The following is a 16161-nucleotide window of genomic DNA, read 5'->3' on the forward strand; positions in this document are numbered from 1 at the left end:
AAAATAGCAGACATTTACATGTCATTTTTATATACTTTATCAATAAATTTTGAGATTAACAATCTCGCAACTCCCATATAACTAGGTTTAAATTTAATTTTATCACCTACTTTATATTTTACGTTTCCAGATTTATCTTTATTAGTTCCAACATCAATTACTAACATATCAGAGGTAATCCCAACAAAAGAAATGTCTTTATCTTCTGCTTCAATATCACCTTTATCTACATCTAACAGACCAACATCTAAAATTGCTTTGTAAGAGGTTTCTTGCACGTTACTCTCATCATAATCAGTCGTATGTCCAATATTCGCATCGTTAATAATACCGTCTGGCACTAGTTTTTTTTCTTTTAACTCAATAATATTAGCATAAAACTCGAATGTTTCGGTGTGCAAGTTATTAAACTGCTTGTTTTCTAACGGGCTTAACCCAAAAAATGCAGCTTCCCCTACTCTAAAGTGATTAATTTCTTTAGGAACAACCTTATTTTCTATTAACGGTAAAGTGATAGACGTTCCTCCTGAAACATATTTTAATTCTTTATTGAATTTTGCTGAAATCAGTTCTTTATACAATGATAACTGGAGTAATTTATCATACGTAGGCTCAACACCATACATACATCCAAGGTTTGATCCAATACCGATCACATCAATATTCGAGAGATTGAATACCTTTTCATAAAAGTCTATAATATCGTCTCTTCTAACACCTTCTCTTAACTCACCTAATTCAATCATAATAATGATTTGATGAACTTTATTTTGCTTTTTAGCAGCCTGATTTAAGGCTTCTATAGTAGATAATGAACTGTTCAAAGAAATATCTGCATATTCTACTACTTCATCTACATAAACTTCTGCAGGAGGTTTTATATAAATGGTTCTTAAATCTGGATTTACAGCTCGTAAGTTTCGTAAACTTGTCAACCTTGAATCTCCTACTGAGTTTATGTTCTTAATTACATCTTTAGTTAAGATCGTTTTCAAAAACGTTTTGTCTCCTGAAAACACCTTTGTAACTAAACTCCACTCTATATTATTTGACTTAAAAAAGTTGCTTAAATCTTTTATATTCTGTTTTATTCTTTCAGAATGTATTATTAATTCTGCCATATTATTTTGTTATTATTCTTGGTAAATTATCTGGTAATTTAGTTAGTAACTCGTAATTGATTATCTGTATGTAATCGTTAAATGACGATACTGTAATTTCTCTATCTCCTTGATCTCCTATTAGTACAACTTCGTCTCCTTTCTCAACATTATCTGCATAAGTTACATCAACTGCCATCATGTTCATATTAACAGTTCCAATAATATTGTGCCTTTTTCCTCTAATTAAAACTTTTCCCCTGTTACTTAACGACCTGCTATATCCTGATGAATATCCTACTGGTACAATTGCTATTTTTATTTCATGGTTGGTAAAAAATGAAGTCCCGTAACCTACAAATTGACCTGATTTTACGGTCTTAACATCCATTACTTGGGTTTTCCATGAGATAACCCTCTGTAGAGGTGATTCAAAAATTCTATGTTTATTTAAATAATGGACTAGAATTTCTTTTGTAGGAAAAAATCCAAACTGTAAAATCCCTATTCTCACCAAGTCAAATCTAGTTTTTGGATATCGAATACTCGCAGCAGAACTTGCCAAATGAAAATCAGGAGTTAAAAGTTCATGCTGATTTATTTTGTTTATCGCCTTTCTAAACTTCTTTTGTTGATCGGTAATTCTTTTGTAGTTTGAAATACTTTCTGCTCCAGCCAAATGAGAACAAATTCCTTTTACAACAAGGTACTCTAAATTTTCTTGAACATATGTAAGAACCTTAGCAATATCTTTTAAAACAAACCCCGTACGGTTCATTCCTGTTTCTATTTCTATATGAATTTTCGCTGGAATTTTAAGTTTTCTTGCTGCTTCAACAGCGACTTGTAACCTATCTATTTCAAAAACATAAAACTCAATATTATTTTCAACAGCCCATTCTATTTGACTATTGTGAATCATTCCCATAATCATTATGGTTACGTCCTTTTGAGGTAGTGTTTTCTTTACCTCATAAGCTTCATTAGCATCAGAGACGCTAAAATGTCGAACTCCATATTTATAAGCTAAAGTGCAATACGTTCTAATTCCGTGACCGTAGGCATTTCCTTTTACTACAGAAGAAAATGTGACTTCGTTACCTAGGTGATTTTTAATAAAATCAATGTTATTTTTAATTGCCGATTCGGAAATTTCTATAAAAGATGTGTGTGTCATGAGTCTAATACCTCCTTTGCTATGCTATAAAATAATTGAACTCCTGTCATAGTTATATCGTCTGAGAAATCATAATCTGGATTGTGTAAAGCAGGTGTATCTTCTCCTGCTCCTAATCCAAACATGGCTCCTTTATATTTTTGAGTAAACAACCCGAAATCTTCCCCCCATTTAAACGGAGTTTTAATTTCATTTATTGATAACTTTTGCTTCTCTGCTGATTTTTTTATAATTGAAACTGCTTTTTCATTATTTATATTTGAGTAAAACTCTTCAAACCAAGAAGTTTTAATTTTTAATGAATGTTCTAATTCTAGTTGATTTAGAAGTTGCTCTAGCTTCTCTTTCTTTTCCTCAATCAGTTTCGTGTTCCAACTTCTTAACGTAAAATGAACTTCTCCATACCCCGCTGAAATTCCATAGGCTTTTTCACCCATGGTTACATAAACAGGAGTTATCAAAATAAAATCGGACGATTTTGGCACATTTTTACTTTCTTTTTCAGCAAAGGTTAAGATTGTAGCAATCGCATTGGCAGGATTGTGTCCTTTTTCAGGCTCTGCAGCATGCGCTGTTTTTCCATTAAGTTGAATTGCTACACTTTTTACATTGCTTGTAAACGTTTCACTTTTTACCACTATCTCATGTTTTGTAAAACCTGGTAAATTATGTAAGGCAAAAGCAAAATCTATGTTTATATTTTTGAAAAAAGGATCATTTAAGACCTTTTCTGCTCCTTTTCCATTTTCCTCTGAAGGTTGAAAAAGCAATACTGCTTTTCCTTTAGGCAACGGTTTTTCCGTAAGAAGCTTTGCTACTCCTAGTAAAATTGTTGTATGTCCATCATGTCCACATTTATGGGAAACTCCTTTATTTTTTGATTGATGTTGAAACGTATTTACTTCTTGAATAGGTAACGCATCAATATCAGCACGTAACATGATGGTTTTCCCCTTTTCTTTTCCTTCAAAAACAGCTACTAATCCTGTTTGAGTAACTTCAACAATTGTGCATGAAGCATTTTTGGTTAAAAATGCCTTTATCTTTTTTTGAGTTTCATATTCTTCTCCAGAGATTTCTGGATGTTGATGTAACTCTTTTCTAACTTTTTCTAAACTCTTTTGTAAGGCTTCCACTACTTTTCTTTTCTAGTAAATTGAATTATAGAAAACACTAAAGCTGACAATGTAATTCCGAAGAAATTAGCATCTAAACCGAATGGCAATTTCACCTCTAAGATAATCAATATTAAAGTAGTAAGTCCACCCGAAATCATCGCATAAAAAGCAGCTGTTGATGATGGCTTTTTTAGTACTAATGTTCCTAAAACAGGTACTAACAAACCAGATACCATAAAGGCATAGGAATACAGCATCAACTCTAATACATTTTGCATCATGGTAGCTAATAAAATTGCTAAACCTCCTATTAAAAATGTAATAATTTGCGAATTTTTTATGCTGATACTTTTCTTAAAATACCCAAAAATATCCGTTGTTAAATTTCCTGAAGCCGCCATTAAACAACTATCTGCAGTTGACATAATTGCTGAAAAATAAGCTGACATCATCAATCCCATTAACCCTATTGGTAAAATACTTCTTAATAATAAAGGTAATCCTAATTCTGCATCCATTTCTGTACCTGGTGCGTAACCTATTGACGAGAACATTCCTTGCTCAAAAGCAACTCTAGAAAATAACCCTAAAGCTACTCCCATAAAAGCCATAATTGGATATTCAAACAACCCAGCTATTTTCCATGCTTTTTTGGCTGTTTTTTCGTCTTTACAAGCGTAAATTCGTTGATACAAAGTCATTCCTACAAACCAAATAGGCACAATAGTAATAACCCAGTTAAACATATCAATAAACGTTATGTTTGATAATGATAAAAAGCTTGCCGGTAAAGTTTCTTTGATAGCTGTCCAACCCCCAATTTCGATAAAACCAATTGGAATTCCTATACCAATCAATCCTACCATTAAAATTATCCATTGAATGGTATCCGTATAAATTACTGCTTTAATTCCACCAATAACAGTGTACACCACCGCTATAACTCCCATGATTAAAACTGCGTCGGTTATAGAGATTGACGGAAAGGTAGCTGATGCTAATTTTGCTCCTGCTAATATTTGTGAGCTTGTAAAACCTATATACCCTATAAGAGAAATGATTCCTGCAATTAAGGCCACTTTTACATTATAATGGTGCGCTAAGGATTGTGGAAATGTTAAAAAATGATGTTTTTTCGCTATCGGATATACTTTTGGGATTAAAAAAACGGCACTTATCCAAGCACCTAACAATCCTGTAAAAAGCATCCAACTACCGGAGAGTCCCATTAAAAAACCAAGACCTCCTAAACCGATAGAAAAACCTCCACCAACATCAGTTGCCACAACGGACAACCCAATATGGCCTGCAGACATGTTTCTTCCTCCTACATAGTAATCGTCTTTTGATTTGTTTTTATTCATGAAGTATACTCCTACTCCAAGCATAAAAATTAAATAGGTAATGAATATGATTAGATCAATAAAATGTATATCCATAAAATTATTTTTCTTGATCTAGCAAAAACCGTTGTTTATATTGAGCTTTCTTTAACTGAGCTCTTTTACTTACTGATGGTTTTGTATATTCTTTTCTTTCTCTTATTTCTTGCAATACCTTTGTGTTTCTGTATTTTCTTTTATATCTTTTAATGGCTCTATCAATATTCTCGCCTTCTTTTACTGGTATTATTAACATATATATTGTGTATTTTTAATTAGTACTTTGATTCATTAACCCAAGTATGTTTGTAATACTTTAGTTCTTGATCTTTGTTTTAATCTTCTGATTCCTTTCTCTTTAATTTGACGTACGCGTTCTCTTGTTAAATCGAATGTTTCTCCTATTTCTGTCAAACTCATAGGTCTGTAATTCTCTAATCCATAAAATAATTTTATGATGTCAGATTCTCTTGGAGATAGTGTTTCTAAGCTTCTGCTAATCTCTAATTGCAATGATTCTTGCATTAGCTCTTTATCTGGCTTAGGAGCTTCTGAAGCTCGTATTACATCATATAAATTAGAAGTTTCTCCTTCTTTTAAAGGAGCATCCATAGAAATATGTCGTCCTGAGTTTTTCATAGATTGTTTCACATCTGAAACAGTCATATCTAACACCTTAGCAATTTCTTCGGGCGTTGGCATACGCTCATTACTTTGTTCTAATTTAGATACAGCTTTATTTATTTTACTGATGCTTCCAATCTTATTAAGCGGTAATCTTACCACACGTGATTGTTCTGCCAATGCTTGTAAAATTGATTGACGTATCCACCACACTGCATAGGATATGAACTTAAACCCACGAGTTTCATCAAAACGTCTTGCTGCCTTTACCAAACCTATATTTCCTTCGTTAATCAAGTCAGAAAGACGTAAACCTTGATTTTGATACTGTTTAGCAACCGAAACAACGAATCGTAAATTTGCATTTACCAATGTTTCCAAGGCTCTTTGGTCTCCTGTCTTGATTCTTTGAGCTAATTCAACTTCTTCATCAGCAGTAATCAAGTCAATTTTCCCTATCTCTTGTAAGTATTTTTCAATAGATTTTGATTCTCTATTGGTAACTTGTTTTGTTATTTTTAACTGTCTCATATTATCGTTTTAGTCTCATTTCTAAATACGGAGTTGTAAACCCAAGCTTCTCATATAAAAACTTGGCTGGATTATCTTTTTCTACATGTAAAGCAATATCTCCCTTACAATTATCGATAGCATGCTGCATTATCTTTTTACCGATTCCTTTTCCTCTATAATCTTTATGAGTAGCGATATAAACCAAGATATTTTCAGGTATGTATTCGTCCATTCCTGTTTTATTTATCACTACCGCTCCTACAATTTCATTTTTATCTTCTATGGTAAACACATAACCTCCTAATCCTGTTCTTTCTTTAGCCGCATAATCAATCGCTTTGCGAATGGCTGTTTTTTCATCTCCATAGTTTTCAAGATGTGTATATAAAAAATTAGTTACTCTTTCCATTTCAAGAGGAGTAATACGATTGAAGGCATCGTAAGTGTGTACTGTCATAATTTGATTTTTATAAATAGGATTAAACGATAAATAACTTCAGTACTATTTATTGAAGTTTTTAAACATTGTGTTACCTATTTGGGGTTTATTATTTATTAGCGCAGTATATACTTTTGCGAAAAGTGTACGAATATGTCAAAAAAACTACTCGTAAGAACCGAATATTTTACAGTACTATCAATTTAAATAGAACTTAAAATAATGTAAATACGTTTGAAATCTTTTCCTTTTAGAAAAGCAATAAATTAGAATCCTGGTGGAATAAACTTGTCCGACTGGTTTCGGAACACAAGGAAGTTGAATGTAAAAACTCGTTGATTTTTTTTCTCGTGTGTAGTATCTACCATATCGTACAAAGGTACGAATTATAAGGCTAATTTCAAAATGAGCCTAGAAAAGAGCTTTTTACATTCATTAAATTTTCTTTAAAAGAAAAAAGCACCTTAAAAATTTAAGATGCTTTTGAGTTATGTTATTTTTTAAAGTTGGTAATTCCTTCTTCCAGCCAGTTGAAGTATTCATCTGCATCTGGCATGTATCCTACAGGATCTGATATGTTTGATTCATCATGATTCATCAAGACATAAAACGGTTGTGAGTTGGCTTTGTACTTGATAGTTTGTAGCTCGCTCCACTTTTGTCCGATGTACTTTAACTTCTTTCCTGGATTCAATTTCGATTCCACCACTTCATCATCTTTTAAAGGACGCTTGTCATCTACATACAAAGAAATTAAGACTACTTTGTTTTTTAGAATGTCCAATACCTTTGGTTTTACCCAAACGTTTTGTTCCATTTTTCTACAATTTACACAAGCATGCCCTGTAAAATCTAACATTACTGGCTTTCCTACTTTTTTAGCATAAGCCAATCCTTTGTCATAATCGTGAAATGATATGATATCGTGTGGAGGCATTAAATGTGCTCCTTCTGGTAAAGCTTCGTGATTGTCTTGTTGAACACTCGCTGTTCCCTTTTTTGTAAATCCTACTCCATAAGGTGACTCGCTGTAGTGTTGTGGTGGTGGGAAAGCACTAATTAAGTTTAGTGGTGCTCCCCAAAGTCCTGGAATCATATAAATAGTAAAAGATAAAACGATCAATCCTAAACTTAATCTTCCTACAGAAATATGACTGATTGGACTATCGTGTGGTAATTGTATTTTTCCGAAGAGATAAAAAGCCAACGCTCCAAAAATAGCTATCCAAATAGCGATAAACACTTCTCTTTCTAATAAATGTAATTGCAGTACTAAATCAGCATTCGATAAGAATTTAAATGCTAAAGCTAATTCTAAGAATCCTAAAACGACTTTTACGGTGTTTAACCATCCTCCTGATTTTGGTAATGAGTTTAACCATCCTGGGAAGGCTGCAAATAAGGCAAATGGTAGTGCAATAGCTGATGAAAACCCTAACATTCCAACAATAGGAGCAATTCCTCCTTTTGAAGCAGCTTCTACTAGTAAAGTTCCAACAATAGGCCCTGTACATGAAAAGGATACAATGGCTAAGGCTAATGCCATAAAGAAGATTCCGATTAAACCTCCTCTGTCTGCTTGTGAGTCTACTTTGGTTGCCCATGAACTTGGTAAAGTAATTTCAAAAGCTCCTAAGAACGATACTGCAAAAATTACCAAGATTAAGAAAAACACTAGGTTGAACCATACATTGGTTGATAGTGCGTTTAATGCATCTGCTCCAAATACTGCAGTTACCACCGATCCTAATAATACGTAGATTCCGATAATTGATATTCCGTAGATAATTGCATTTCGAATCCCTTGTGATTTGCTTTTACTTTGTTTGGTGAAAAAGCTTACCGTCATCGGTATCATTGGGAATACACACGGTGTTAATAATGCTGCAAATCCTGATAAAAAGGCGATGAAGAAAATTCCTAAAAGACCTTTCTTTTCTTCTTTTTTCGTTTCCTTTGAAGCTACTTCGCCTGTTATTTTTGCTTCTTTTGTTGCATCAACAGAAGCTGTTACTGCGGTAGCTTTTGTTAAATCGAAAGCTAAGTCTACTTCTTTTGGAGGTAAACACATTTCATCTGTACAAGCAATAAACTCCACAAATGCATTTATTTGAGTTAAACCAGCATCAACCAGTTCTACTTCTTGTTTAAAAACTGCTTTTTTAGCAAAGGATTTAATATTCATTCCTTCCTCTCCAAAAAGCGTAGTAAACTTAATTTTCCCTTCAGGTTCTGAAGTGTTTCCTACAATTTTTATTTTTCCCCCTCATCATCATAGGTAAATGTTGTTGGAATTGGACCGCCTTTCGGAACTTCTTGTGCATACAAATGCCATTCGCCCTCAATCGTTGCGGTGCTTACTAAATTATACGTTGTTTCTGAAACCTTTTCGACACTTGTTTTCCATTGAATCGGATCATGGATTTGACCAAGAGCTGAAAATCCAACAGTAAAACAAAGCAAAAATGCTAGTATTTTTTTCATCATGTTAATGGGGTAAGGGGATTAATTTACGTTGAAAACTAATTCTACTTCTTTTGGAGGTAAGCAGTTTTCTCCTGTACAAACCATGTATTCAACAGCTCCTTTAACCGTGAACTTTTCCGCAGTTTTTAAACGGATTTTTTGAGTAAAAACAGCTTTGGTATCGAAGTATTTAATTTTCATTTCAAAAATAGGGTCGTCAACTACATGTCCTTCTGGCTCTGTTGTATTTCCTTTTTTTAAGTAACGTGAGTCACCTTCAAAAGTAAATAACGTCGGAATTGGTCCGCCTTTTGGAATTTCTTGTGAATACAAGTGCCAATCTTTTTGAATCGTGGCAACGGCAATTAACTCAGCTTCTTTATCAGAAATCTTTTTTACTGAAGTACTCCATTTTACAGGATCATGTACCTGTGCGTAAGAAATACTACCGATTGCCAACAACAAGATAAAAAGTATTTTTTTCATTGGTTTTAATTAGTTGTATTATGTTTAATCGGTAAATGTAATGTCTTTATTTACTAAAACACAAAAGATTAAAAAAAGTTTAACATTCATTTATAAATAGTTCAAAACAAAAAAGAGCAACCATTTCTGGCTGCTCTCACTTAGATTCAAAAGATTTACATCTTACTGTATCTTTATCTTCTTTAAAAATTATTCTATAACATACTCTTTAACCTCATCACAAACCGACTTAAAATTTGTAGTATCATATTTTTCTCCTGTTGATTCATTAATCAATGCAAAAGAACTATTGAAAACATCACTTGTAGGGAAATAATCTATAATTTTTGTTTCATTACTTGCAATTACCTCTACAATATTCCCTAAAATATTAACATAATAGTTATTTATACTCTTGTTGGTTATTTTAATAGTTCCCGTCTCATATATACTAAGTCTTAATGTACTTAATTCTCTATCATATGAATCTTTTGGAGTAATAGTATATAATTCCTCAAATCCAAAATCTATACTCAAATAATTATTACTACATCCTTTTGTAACATCTATGTAGTATTTTTGATCAAACCTCACATTATTGGTAATTTCTACTTCACCTTCTTGATCTGTAGTTCCTTCAGCTATTACATTGAATTTATTTTTTAAATCTAATAGGCTTTCATAAACCAAAACTTTGGCATTGGCTACTTTTTCACTTGGAGCAGTATTATCAATCCAAGTGTTCTTTACTTTTACTATTAATTTTGGTCCTCTTTCCTTCTCTAACTCATCTTCACTACTGCAAGACAAAAAAAACAAACTCAAAACAATTAAACTTAAAACTCTTACTTTTTTCATAAAATTTTTATTCATATCTAACTTAATCCTTAAGAACTTTATTAAAGATAATGCTTTCTAAGCTCTTAAATTATATAATAAAAAAAGAGCAACCATTTCTGATTGCTCTTATCTAGTAGCGGGAGCAGGACTCGAACCTGCGACCTTCGGGTTATGAGCCCGACGAGCTGCCTACTGCTCTATCCCGCGATTTGCGTTTGCAAAGATACGTCCTTTTGTTTGTTTTATCCAAATAAAAAAGCATTTATTTTTAAAATATTTTTTAAACCACTCAATAACAAGCTTATAAAATTCAACAATTCTTACTCAAAACAACTTATCTTTGCCCTATGACACATAAAGCAGGATTTGTAAATATTATCGGAAACCCTAATGTTGGGAAATCAACCTTGATGAACGCATTGGTTGGTGAAAAATTATCAATCATTACCTCTAAGGCACAAACTACAAGACATCGTATTTTGGGGATTGTCAATGGTGAAGATTATCAAATTGTGTTTTCTGATACTCCTGGAATCATAAAACCTGCTTACGAGTTACAAGAGTCTATGATGGATTTTGTAAAATCTGCCTTTGAAGATGCCGATGTTCTTATTTATATGGTAGAAGTTGGTGAAACAGAATTAAAAAATGAGGCTTTTTTCAATAAAATCATCAATAGTAAAATTCCTGTAATTTTATTATTAAATAAAGTTGACAAATCTACTCAAGAGGAAGTTGCAACTAAAATTGATTATTGGAAAAAGAAAGTCCCAAATTCTTTTGTGTATGTAATTTCTGCTCTTGAAAACTTTAATGTAGAAAGCGTTTTTTATAAAATCATTGAACTTTTACCAGAATCACCTCCTTTTTATCCAAAAGATCAGTTAACCGATAAACCTGAACGCTTTTTTGTAAATGAAAAGATTCGTGAAAAAATTCTTCAACACTATAAAAAAGAAATTCCTTACTCAGTAGAAGTAGAAACTGAAAGCTTTGTTGAAGAAGATAATATCATCAAAATCCGTTCTGTTATCATGGTAGAACGTGAAACTCAAAAAGGAATTATTATTGGGCATAAAGGAAGTGCCATTAAACGTGTTGGAACTGAAGCCAGAAAAGACCTTCAACAGTTTTTTGACAAGAAGGTATTTTTAGATTTACATGTAAAAATCAACAAAAACTGGCGTTCTAACGAGCGTCAATTAAAACGATTTGGTTATAAAGATTAACGTTCTTTAATGGTTCGTAACAATTCTTTGGTGTACTCTTTTAGTTCATCCATTTGTTTTTTTCCGGTTGATTTTCCTAGGCTCCCCACTAAATAAAGTGCTACCCAAACAATAGGCAATACAACCAACATTACTATGGGCAACATACTAATTTGTTTTAATGACCAATTGCTATAAGCAACGATTCCAAAAATTACAAATGCAGTACCCACCAAAAAGTGTAAAAACATGAAGAAAGTCCACACTTGAGGTTTCGGACCAAATAATCCTTTAATGTGCGAAGTGCTTTCAGAAGTTTCTTCTATTTCAATATGCAGTTGTGGCGACCATAAATGCGACTCTTTTTCGGGTACATCAACCACCACATGATTATCTACAACCTTCATTTTATACTTAGAAACATCGTTTAAGTGCTTCTTAATTTCTTCCAATAAAACCTGAGAATTCATCTCATATTCTAACTGAAATCTAGGTTTTAAAAAAATCTGGTTGTATAATTTATCATCCATTAAAATAAAATATTAAACGCCAACAATATAGCAAAAACTATATACTATCTAAAATTCATTATAAATCATTTGCGAAATTGTATCTTTGCACAAATTTTTTTGCAAAATGAGTATTATTGCGATTGTAGGAAGACCTAACGTAGGAAAATCTACCTTATTTAACCGACTAGTAAAACGTCGTGAAGCTATTGTTGACTCTGTTAGTGGAGTTACTAGAGATAGACATTATGGAAAATCTGAATGGAACGGAAAAGAATTTTCTGTAATTGATACTGGTGGGTATGTAATTGGTTCTGATGATATTTTTGAAGGAGAAATACGTAAACAAGTTCAGCTAGCTATTGACGAAGCTGATATTATTGTTTTTGTAGTTGATGTTGAGCAAGGAATTACTCCTATGGATGCTGAAGTTGCTAAAATTTTACGTCAGGTTGAAAAACCTCTATTTATGGCAGTAAACAAGGTTGATAATGCAATGCGTGATGCTGATGCTGTTGAATTTTACAATCTTGGATTAGGTGAATACTACACAATTTCTTCTATTAACGGAAGTGGAACTGGCGAATTACTAGATGCTATAGTTGAAGAAATTCCTGAACCAGACGAAAACGAAGATAAACAAGACGAATTACCTCGTTTTGCTGTAGTTGGACGTCCAAACGCAGGAAAATCATCATTTATTAATGCTTTAATTGGAGAAGACAGAAATATTGTAACCAATATTGCAGGAACCACTCGCGATTCCATCGATACTAAATATAACCGTTTCGGGTTTGAATTCAACTTGGTTGATACAGCTGGAATCAGAAAAAAATCAAAAGTAAAAGAAGACTTAGAATTCTATTCGGTAATGCGTGCTGTTCGTGCTGTTGAACATTGTGATGTTGCGGTATTGGTTATCGATGCAACTCGTGGATTTGAAGGTCAGGATGAAAAAATATTCTGGTTAGCAGAGAAAAACCGTAAGGGAATTGTAATTCTAGTTAATAAATGGGATTTAGTTGAAAAAGAAACCAACACTATGCGTGATTTTGAGGCTAAAATCCGTCAAACAATTGCTCCTTTTACTGACGTTCCAATTATTTTTATTTCTGCGTTAACTAAACAACGTATTTTTAAAGCTATTGAAACTGCTGTTGATGTTTTTGAAAACAGAAAACGTCGTATTCAAACCAGTAAATTAAACGAAACGATGTTGGAGATTATGGAGCATAATCCACCTCCAGCAACCAAAGGTAAATTTATCAAAATTAAATACTGTATGCAATTACCTACGCATACACCTCAGTTTGCCTTTTTTGCTAATTTACCACAGTATATTAGAGATCCTTATAAGCGTTATGTAGAAAATCAATTACGCGAACACTATAATTTTAACGGAGTACCTATTAGTATTTATTTCCGTCAAAAATAATTTTAACAAAATTTAACTTTCAGAAAGTAGTTTTTTCTCTTTATTTGTAGCCAATTGAAAATCAAATTGCTATAAAAAATGAAAAAACTACTTTTTATTTTTACGCTATTATTAACTAGTTCAATTTTAGCACAATCTTACCAGTTCAAAATTACAGGAACTATAAACTCTGAAAAAGAACAAACACCTATCGACGCTGCCACAGTTCATCTTGAAAGAGTTAAAGACAGCACTATTGTTACCTACACAATTACAAATGACAAAGGAAAATTTTCTTTAGAAGGAAAATCATACGATAAGAATGTAAAACTGTTTATTTCGTATGTGGGAATGGACAGCTATTCAAAACAAATTCAACTTGATAAATCTTCTACTTTGAATTTAGGAACCATTTCATTAAAAGAAGAAAGCAATATTTTAAGTGAAGTTGTTATTCAATCTAGGGCTCCTATCACAGTTAAAAAAGACACTTTAGAGTTTAATGTAAAATCTTTTAAAACTAAAAAAGATGCTAACGTTGAAGACTTGTTAAAAAAACTCCCTGGTGTAGAAGTAGATGAAAATGGTAAAATTACCGTAAACGGAAAAGAAGTAAATAAAATTTTAGTCAATGGTAAACCTTTCTTCGGAAACGATCCTAGTATCACAACTAAAAATCTAACAAAAGACATTATTGAAAAAGTTCAAATTACTGATACAAAATCTAAATCGGAAGCTTTTACGGGCGAAAATGGAGACGCTAACAATAAAACTATCAACTTAACCATTAAAAAAGAAAACAATAAAGGTTGGTTTGGTCGAGTATCTGGAGGGGTAGGTACTGACAAACGCTACGAAGGAGCTGCTATGGTAAATCGTTTTGACAACAATCAACGTTTTAGTGTATTAGCTAGTACAAACAATATTAACTCTCCTGGATTCAGTTTTGGAGAAATTCAAAAAATGTTTGGTGGCGGTGGTAATATTTGGATTGGAGGAAACGGAGGTTTTAGTATTAACGGAAGACGATTTGGTGGTGGAAGTGGAATTATAAAATCGAAAACAGCAGGAGCAACCTATGCTGATGAATTTGGTAAGGGATTAGATGTAAATGCTAACTATTTTTATTCTGGTAGTACTTCTAATAACGAATCAAAAAGCAATAGAGAATACACACTACCTGATAGAAAATATTTTTCAAATTCTACTACTTCTTCTGATGATGAAAACCACAATCATAGTTTTGATACTGAGTTTGATATCGAAATAGACTCTACCTTATTGATTAACATTAGACCTACTTTCGTTTTTAATAAACGTGAAGGTAGTAGTCGTAGGCAAGAAGAATCTTTAGATGAAAATAATACACTTACAAATAACTACACCAGTACAGCTTATGATACTTCCGAAGCTAACAACTTTGAAAACAGGTTAGACATTACAAAAAAGATGGGAAGCAAAGGTTCCTTTATAAAAGCCTCGATCACCAACCGAATTGATAAAGCAGATACAGAAGAAATTAACAAATCTACCATTGAAGTTTTTGGGAGTTCTCCAAGTACAGAAATTAGAGATCAAAAAAGCTCTATTGAAAACAACCTAACGGGAATTACTACACGATTCGTATATCGTTTCCCTTTAGTAGCCAATAAATTCTTTTTAGACGCAAAATACCGCTACCAACGTGATGAACGAGAAAACAAAGAAAACACCTTTGATTTTGACGACACAACACAACAATACAGCAACTTTAATACTGACTTAAGTTCTGACTTTACTTATAACGACATTACTAAAACTCCTGCGGTAGAATTAGTGTATAGAACCAAAAAATGGCGTTTTAATTTCGAAACTGGTTTTGTAAACAGAACATTAGAAAACAACGATCAATTACGTCCTCAATTAAGTTTACAAAAGGATTACAACAACTTAGACCTTAACTCTAGTTTCAGATATCGATTTGACTCTAAAGCATCTGTTTATTTTGATTACCGTTTAAGTAATAACGCACCTAATATAAACCAGATACAACCTTTTTCTGACGTAACCAATCCATCTAATATTACTACAGGTAACCCGAACCTAAAGCCTACTCAAAACCATACGGCTTATATCAATTTTAATAAATTTAATTGGCAAGCACGAACAGGTTTTTGGGTTTATATGAGAGGTAGTCTATACAATGATCAGGTAATCACTAATACATCTATTGATGATGACTTAGTTAGAAATACTACATATGAAAACACAAACGGGGGTTATGATTTTGTAGGAGGAGGTAGCTATAGCAAAAAAATAAAATTAGATTCTATTGTAAGCCTTCAACTTAGAGCTGGTGCACATATTAGAACGGATAAAAACTTCAATATTTTAAATGATATAAAAGAAGGAGCTAAAACAACATCTCTTAGTCCTACGTTCAGAGCGACTTTAGAATGGGATAAAATCGCTTCAATTGAAGGTAGTTACGATATCGATTTTTCAAACACGAAATATGATATAAACACCACACAAAACAGAAATTTCACTAGACATTCTGTTGATATCAGAACCAAAACAAACATTCCGAAGAAATTAGAATGGATAAACGATATCCGTTACACCTACAATCCAAATGTAATTGGTTTTAACAAAGCTTCATGGTTTTGGAACGCTACCCTAGCCTACTCGGTATTAAAAGATCAAGGGACTATTAGTTTAAAAGCTTATGATTTATTGAATCAGAATACCAATGCACAACGTAGAGCAACATCAAACTACATAGAAGATTCTGAAAGCACAGTATTACAACAATATTTTATGTTAGGTTTTAGCTGGAAATTTAATAGCCTAGGAAAAAAAGGTAAAATTCGAGATTATAATTTCAGATTTTAATTTTTAAACAAAACGTAAAGATTATTCTTGAT

The 16161-nt window shown here is 32.5% G+C and carries 13 protein-coding genes, 1 tRNA gene and 1 pseudogene; 3 read left to right on the forward strand and 12 right to left on the reverse strand.

What is annotated here, in order from left to right; translation table 11 throughout:
• Window positions 1-14: 14 nt before the first annotated feature.
• From AC3VI6_RS03450 to AC3VI6_RS03500, 11 genes and pseudogenes are all read right to left on the reverse strand, one after another.
• On the reverse strand, window positions 15-1121 hold the full coding sequence (locus AC3VI6_RS03450; RefSeq protein WP_497705176.1) for an alanine racemase: 1107 nt from the start codon (window positions 1119-1121) through the stop codon (window positions 15-17).
• Window position 1122: 1 nt separating this feature from the next.
• Window positions 1123-2277: an alanine racemase gene (gene alr, locus AC3VI6_RS03455; protein WP_497705177.1), complete on the reverse strand. Its 1155-nt coding sequence runs from the start codon at window positions 2275-2277 to the stop codon at window positions 1123-1125.
• The gene (locus AC3VI6_RS03460; RefSeq protein WP_497705178.1) at window positions 2274-3413 is read right to left on the reverse strand and encodes an amidohydrolase; all 1140 of its coding nucleotides are present in this window, start codon (window positions 3411-3413) and stop codon (window positions 2274-2276) included. Before AC3VI6_RS03460 ends, alr begins: the two co-directional genes overlap by 4 nt.
• Complete coding sequence (locus AC3VI6_RS03465) at window positions 3413-4834, reverse strand: sodium:solute symporter family protein (RefSeq protein ID WP_497705179.1); 1422 nt, start codon at window positions 4832-4834, stop codon at window positions 3413-3415. The genes AC3VI6_RS03460 and AC3VI6_RS03465 overlap by 1 nt, the downstream gene beginning before the upstream one ends.
• Window positions 4835-4838: 4 nt before the next feature.
• Entirely contained in the window at window positions 4839-5033 is a 195-nt protein-coding gene (gene rpsU / locus AC3VI6_RS03470; RefSeq protein ID WP_274633282.1) for a 30S ribosomal protein S21, read from the reverse strand.
• Window positions 5034-5068: 35 nt separating this feature from the next.
• On the reverse strand, window positions 5069-5932 hold the full coding sequence (locus AC3VI6_RS03475; protein WP_028892352.1) for a sigma-70 family RNA polymerase sigma factor: 864 nt from the start codon (window positions 5930-5932) through the stop codon (window positions 5069-5071).
• Between the two features lies 1 nt (window position 5933).
• A complete protein-coding gene (locus AC3VI6_RS03480) occupies window positions 5934-6371 on the reverse strand; it encodes a GNAT family N-acetyltransferase (protein ID WP_274633284.1) in 438 nt (145 codons plus the stop codon).
• Between the two features lie 475 nt (window positions 6372-6846).
• A pseudogene (locus AC3VI6_RS03485) lies at window positions 6847-8837 on the reverse strand (protein-disulfide reductase DsbD family protein).
• 21 nt (window positions 8838-8858) lie between these two features.
• On the reverse strand, window positions 8859-9305 hold the full coding sequence (locus tag AC3VI6_RS03490; protein WP_497705180.1) for a protein-disulfide reductase DsbD domain-containing protein: 447 nt from the start codon (window positions 9303-9305) through the stop codon (window positions 8859-8861).
• 189 nt (window positions 9306-9494) lie between these two features.
• A complete protein-coding gene (locus tag AC3VI6_RS03495) occupies window positions 9495-10142 on the reverse strand; it encodes a hypothetical protein (protein WP_435255566.1) in 648 nt (215 codons plus the stop codon).
• Between the two features lie 116 nt (window positions 10143-10258).
• Window positions 10259-10331: transfer RNA gene (locus AC3VI6_RS03500), tRNA-Met, on the reverse strand.
• A gap of 140 nt (window positions 10332-10471) precedes the next feature.
• Between AC3VI6_RS03500 and era the strand changes: the two genes are divergently transcribed.
• Window positions 10472-11353 carry a GTPase Era gene (gene era, locus AC3VI6_RS03505; protein ID WP_299001427.1) on the forward strand — a complete coding sequence of 294 codons (882 nt, stop codon included), beginning with the start codon at window positions 10472-10474 and terminating at the stop codon, window positions 11351-11353.
• Here the strand turns inward: era and AC3VI6_RS03510 are convergent.
• The gene (locus AC3VI6_RS03510) at window positions 11350-11862 is read right to left on the reverse strand and encodes a GTP-binding protein (RefSeq protein WP_435255567.1); all 513 of its coding nucleotides are present in this window, start codon (window positions 11860-11862) and stop codon (window positions 11350-11352) included. The genes era and AC3VI6_RS03510 overlap by 4 nt on opposite strands.
• Before the next feature lie 106 nt (window positions 11863-11968).
• Here AC3VI6_RS03510 and der point away from each other — a divergent pair, with 106 nt between their 5' ends.
• Both der and AC3VI6_RS03520 read left to right on the forward strand, forming a co-directional pair.
• The gene (gene der, locus AC3VI6_RS03515) at window positions 11969-13276 is read left to right on the forward strand and encodes a ribosome biogenesis GTPase Der (RefSeq protein ID WP_038005898.1); all 1308 of its coding nucleotides are present in this window, start codon (window positions 11969-11971) and stop codon (window positions 13274-13276) included.
• Window positions 13277-13354: 78 nt separating this feature from the next.
• Window positions 13355-16129 carry an outer membrane beta-barrel protein gene (locus AC3VI6_RS03520; RefSeq protein WP_497705181.1) on the forward strand — a complete coding sequence of 925 codons (2775 nt, stop codon included), beginning with the start codon at window positions 13355-13357 and terminating at the stop codon, window positions 16127-16129.
• The last annotated feature ends 32 nt before the right edge of the window (window positions 16130-16161 follow it).

The sequence above is a fragment of the Tenacibaculum sp. TB-56 genome (genome assembly GCF_059716275.2).

What these genes read in the sequence shown, in the direction of transcription:
- AC3VI6_RS03495 (WP_435255566.1), bottom strand. Translation starts at nt 10,142, where the DNA reads ATGAAAAAAGTAAGAGTTTTAAGTTTAATTGTTTTGAGTTTGTTTTTT.
- der (WP_038005898.1), top strand. Translation starts at nt 11,969, where the DNA reads ATGAGTATTATTGCGATTGTAGGAAGACCTAACGTAGGAAAATCTACC.
- AC3VI6_RS03480 (WP_274633284.1), bottom strand. Translation starts at nt 6,371, where the DNA reads ATGACAGTACACACTTACGATGCCTTCAATCGTATTACTCCTCTTGAA.
- alr (WP_497705177.1), bottom strand. Translation starts at nt 2,277, where the DNA reads ATGACACACACATCTTTTATAGAAATTTCCGAATCGGCAATTAAAAAT.
- AC3VI6_RS03510 (WP_435255567.1), bottom strand. Translation starts at nt 11,862, where the DNA reads ATGGATGATAAATTATACAACCAGATTTTTTTAAAACCTAGATTTCAG.
- AC3VI6_RS03450 (WP_497705176.1), bottom strand. Translation starts at nt 1,121, where the DNA reads ATGGCAGAATTAATAATACATTCTGAAAGAATAAAACAGAATATAAAA.
- AC3VI6_RS03475 (WP_028892352.1), bottom strand. Translation starts at nt 5,932, where the DNA reads ATGAGACAGTTAAAAATAACAAAACAAGTTACCAATAGAGAATCAAAA.
- AC3VI6_RS03520 (WP_497705181.1), top strand. Translation starts at nt 13,355, where the DNA reads ATGAAAAAACTACTTTTTATTTTTACGCTATTATTAACTAGTTCAATT.
- era (WP_299001427.1), top strand. Translation starts at nt 10,472, where the DNA reads ATGACACATAAAGCAGGATTTGTAAATATTATCGGAAACCCTAATGTT.
- AC3VI6_RS03465 (WP_497705179.1), bottom strand. Translation starts at nt 4,834, where the DNA reads ATGGATATACATTTTATTGATCTAATCATATTCATTACCTATTTAATT.
- AC3VI6_RS03490 (WP_497705180.1), bottom strand. Translation starts at nt 9,305, where the DNA reads ATGAAAAAAATACTTTTTATCTTGTTGTTGGCAATCGGTAGTATTTCT.
- rpsU (WP_274633282.1), bottom strand. Translation starts at nt 5,033, where the DNA reads ATGTTAATAATACCAGTAAAAGAAGGCGAGAATATTGATAGAGCCATT.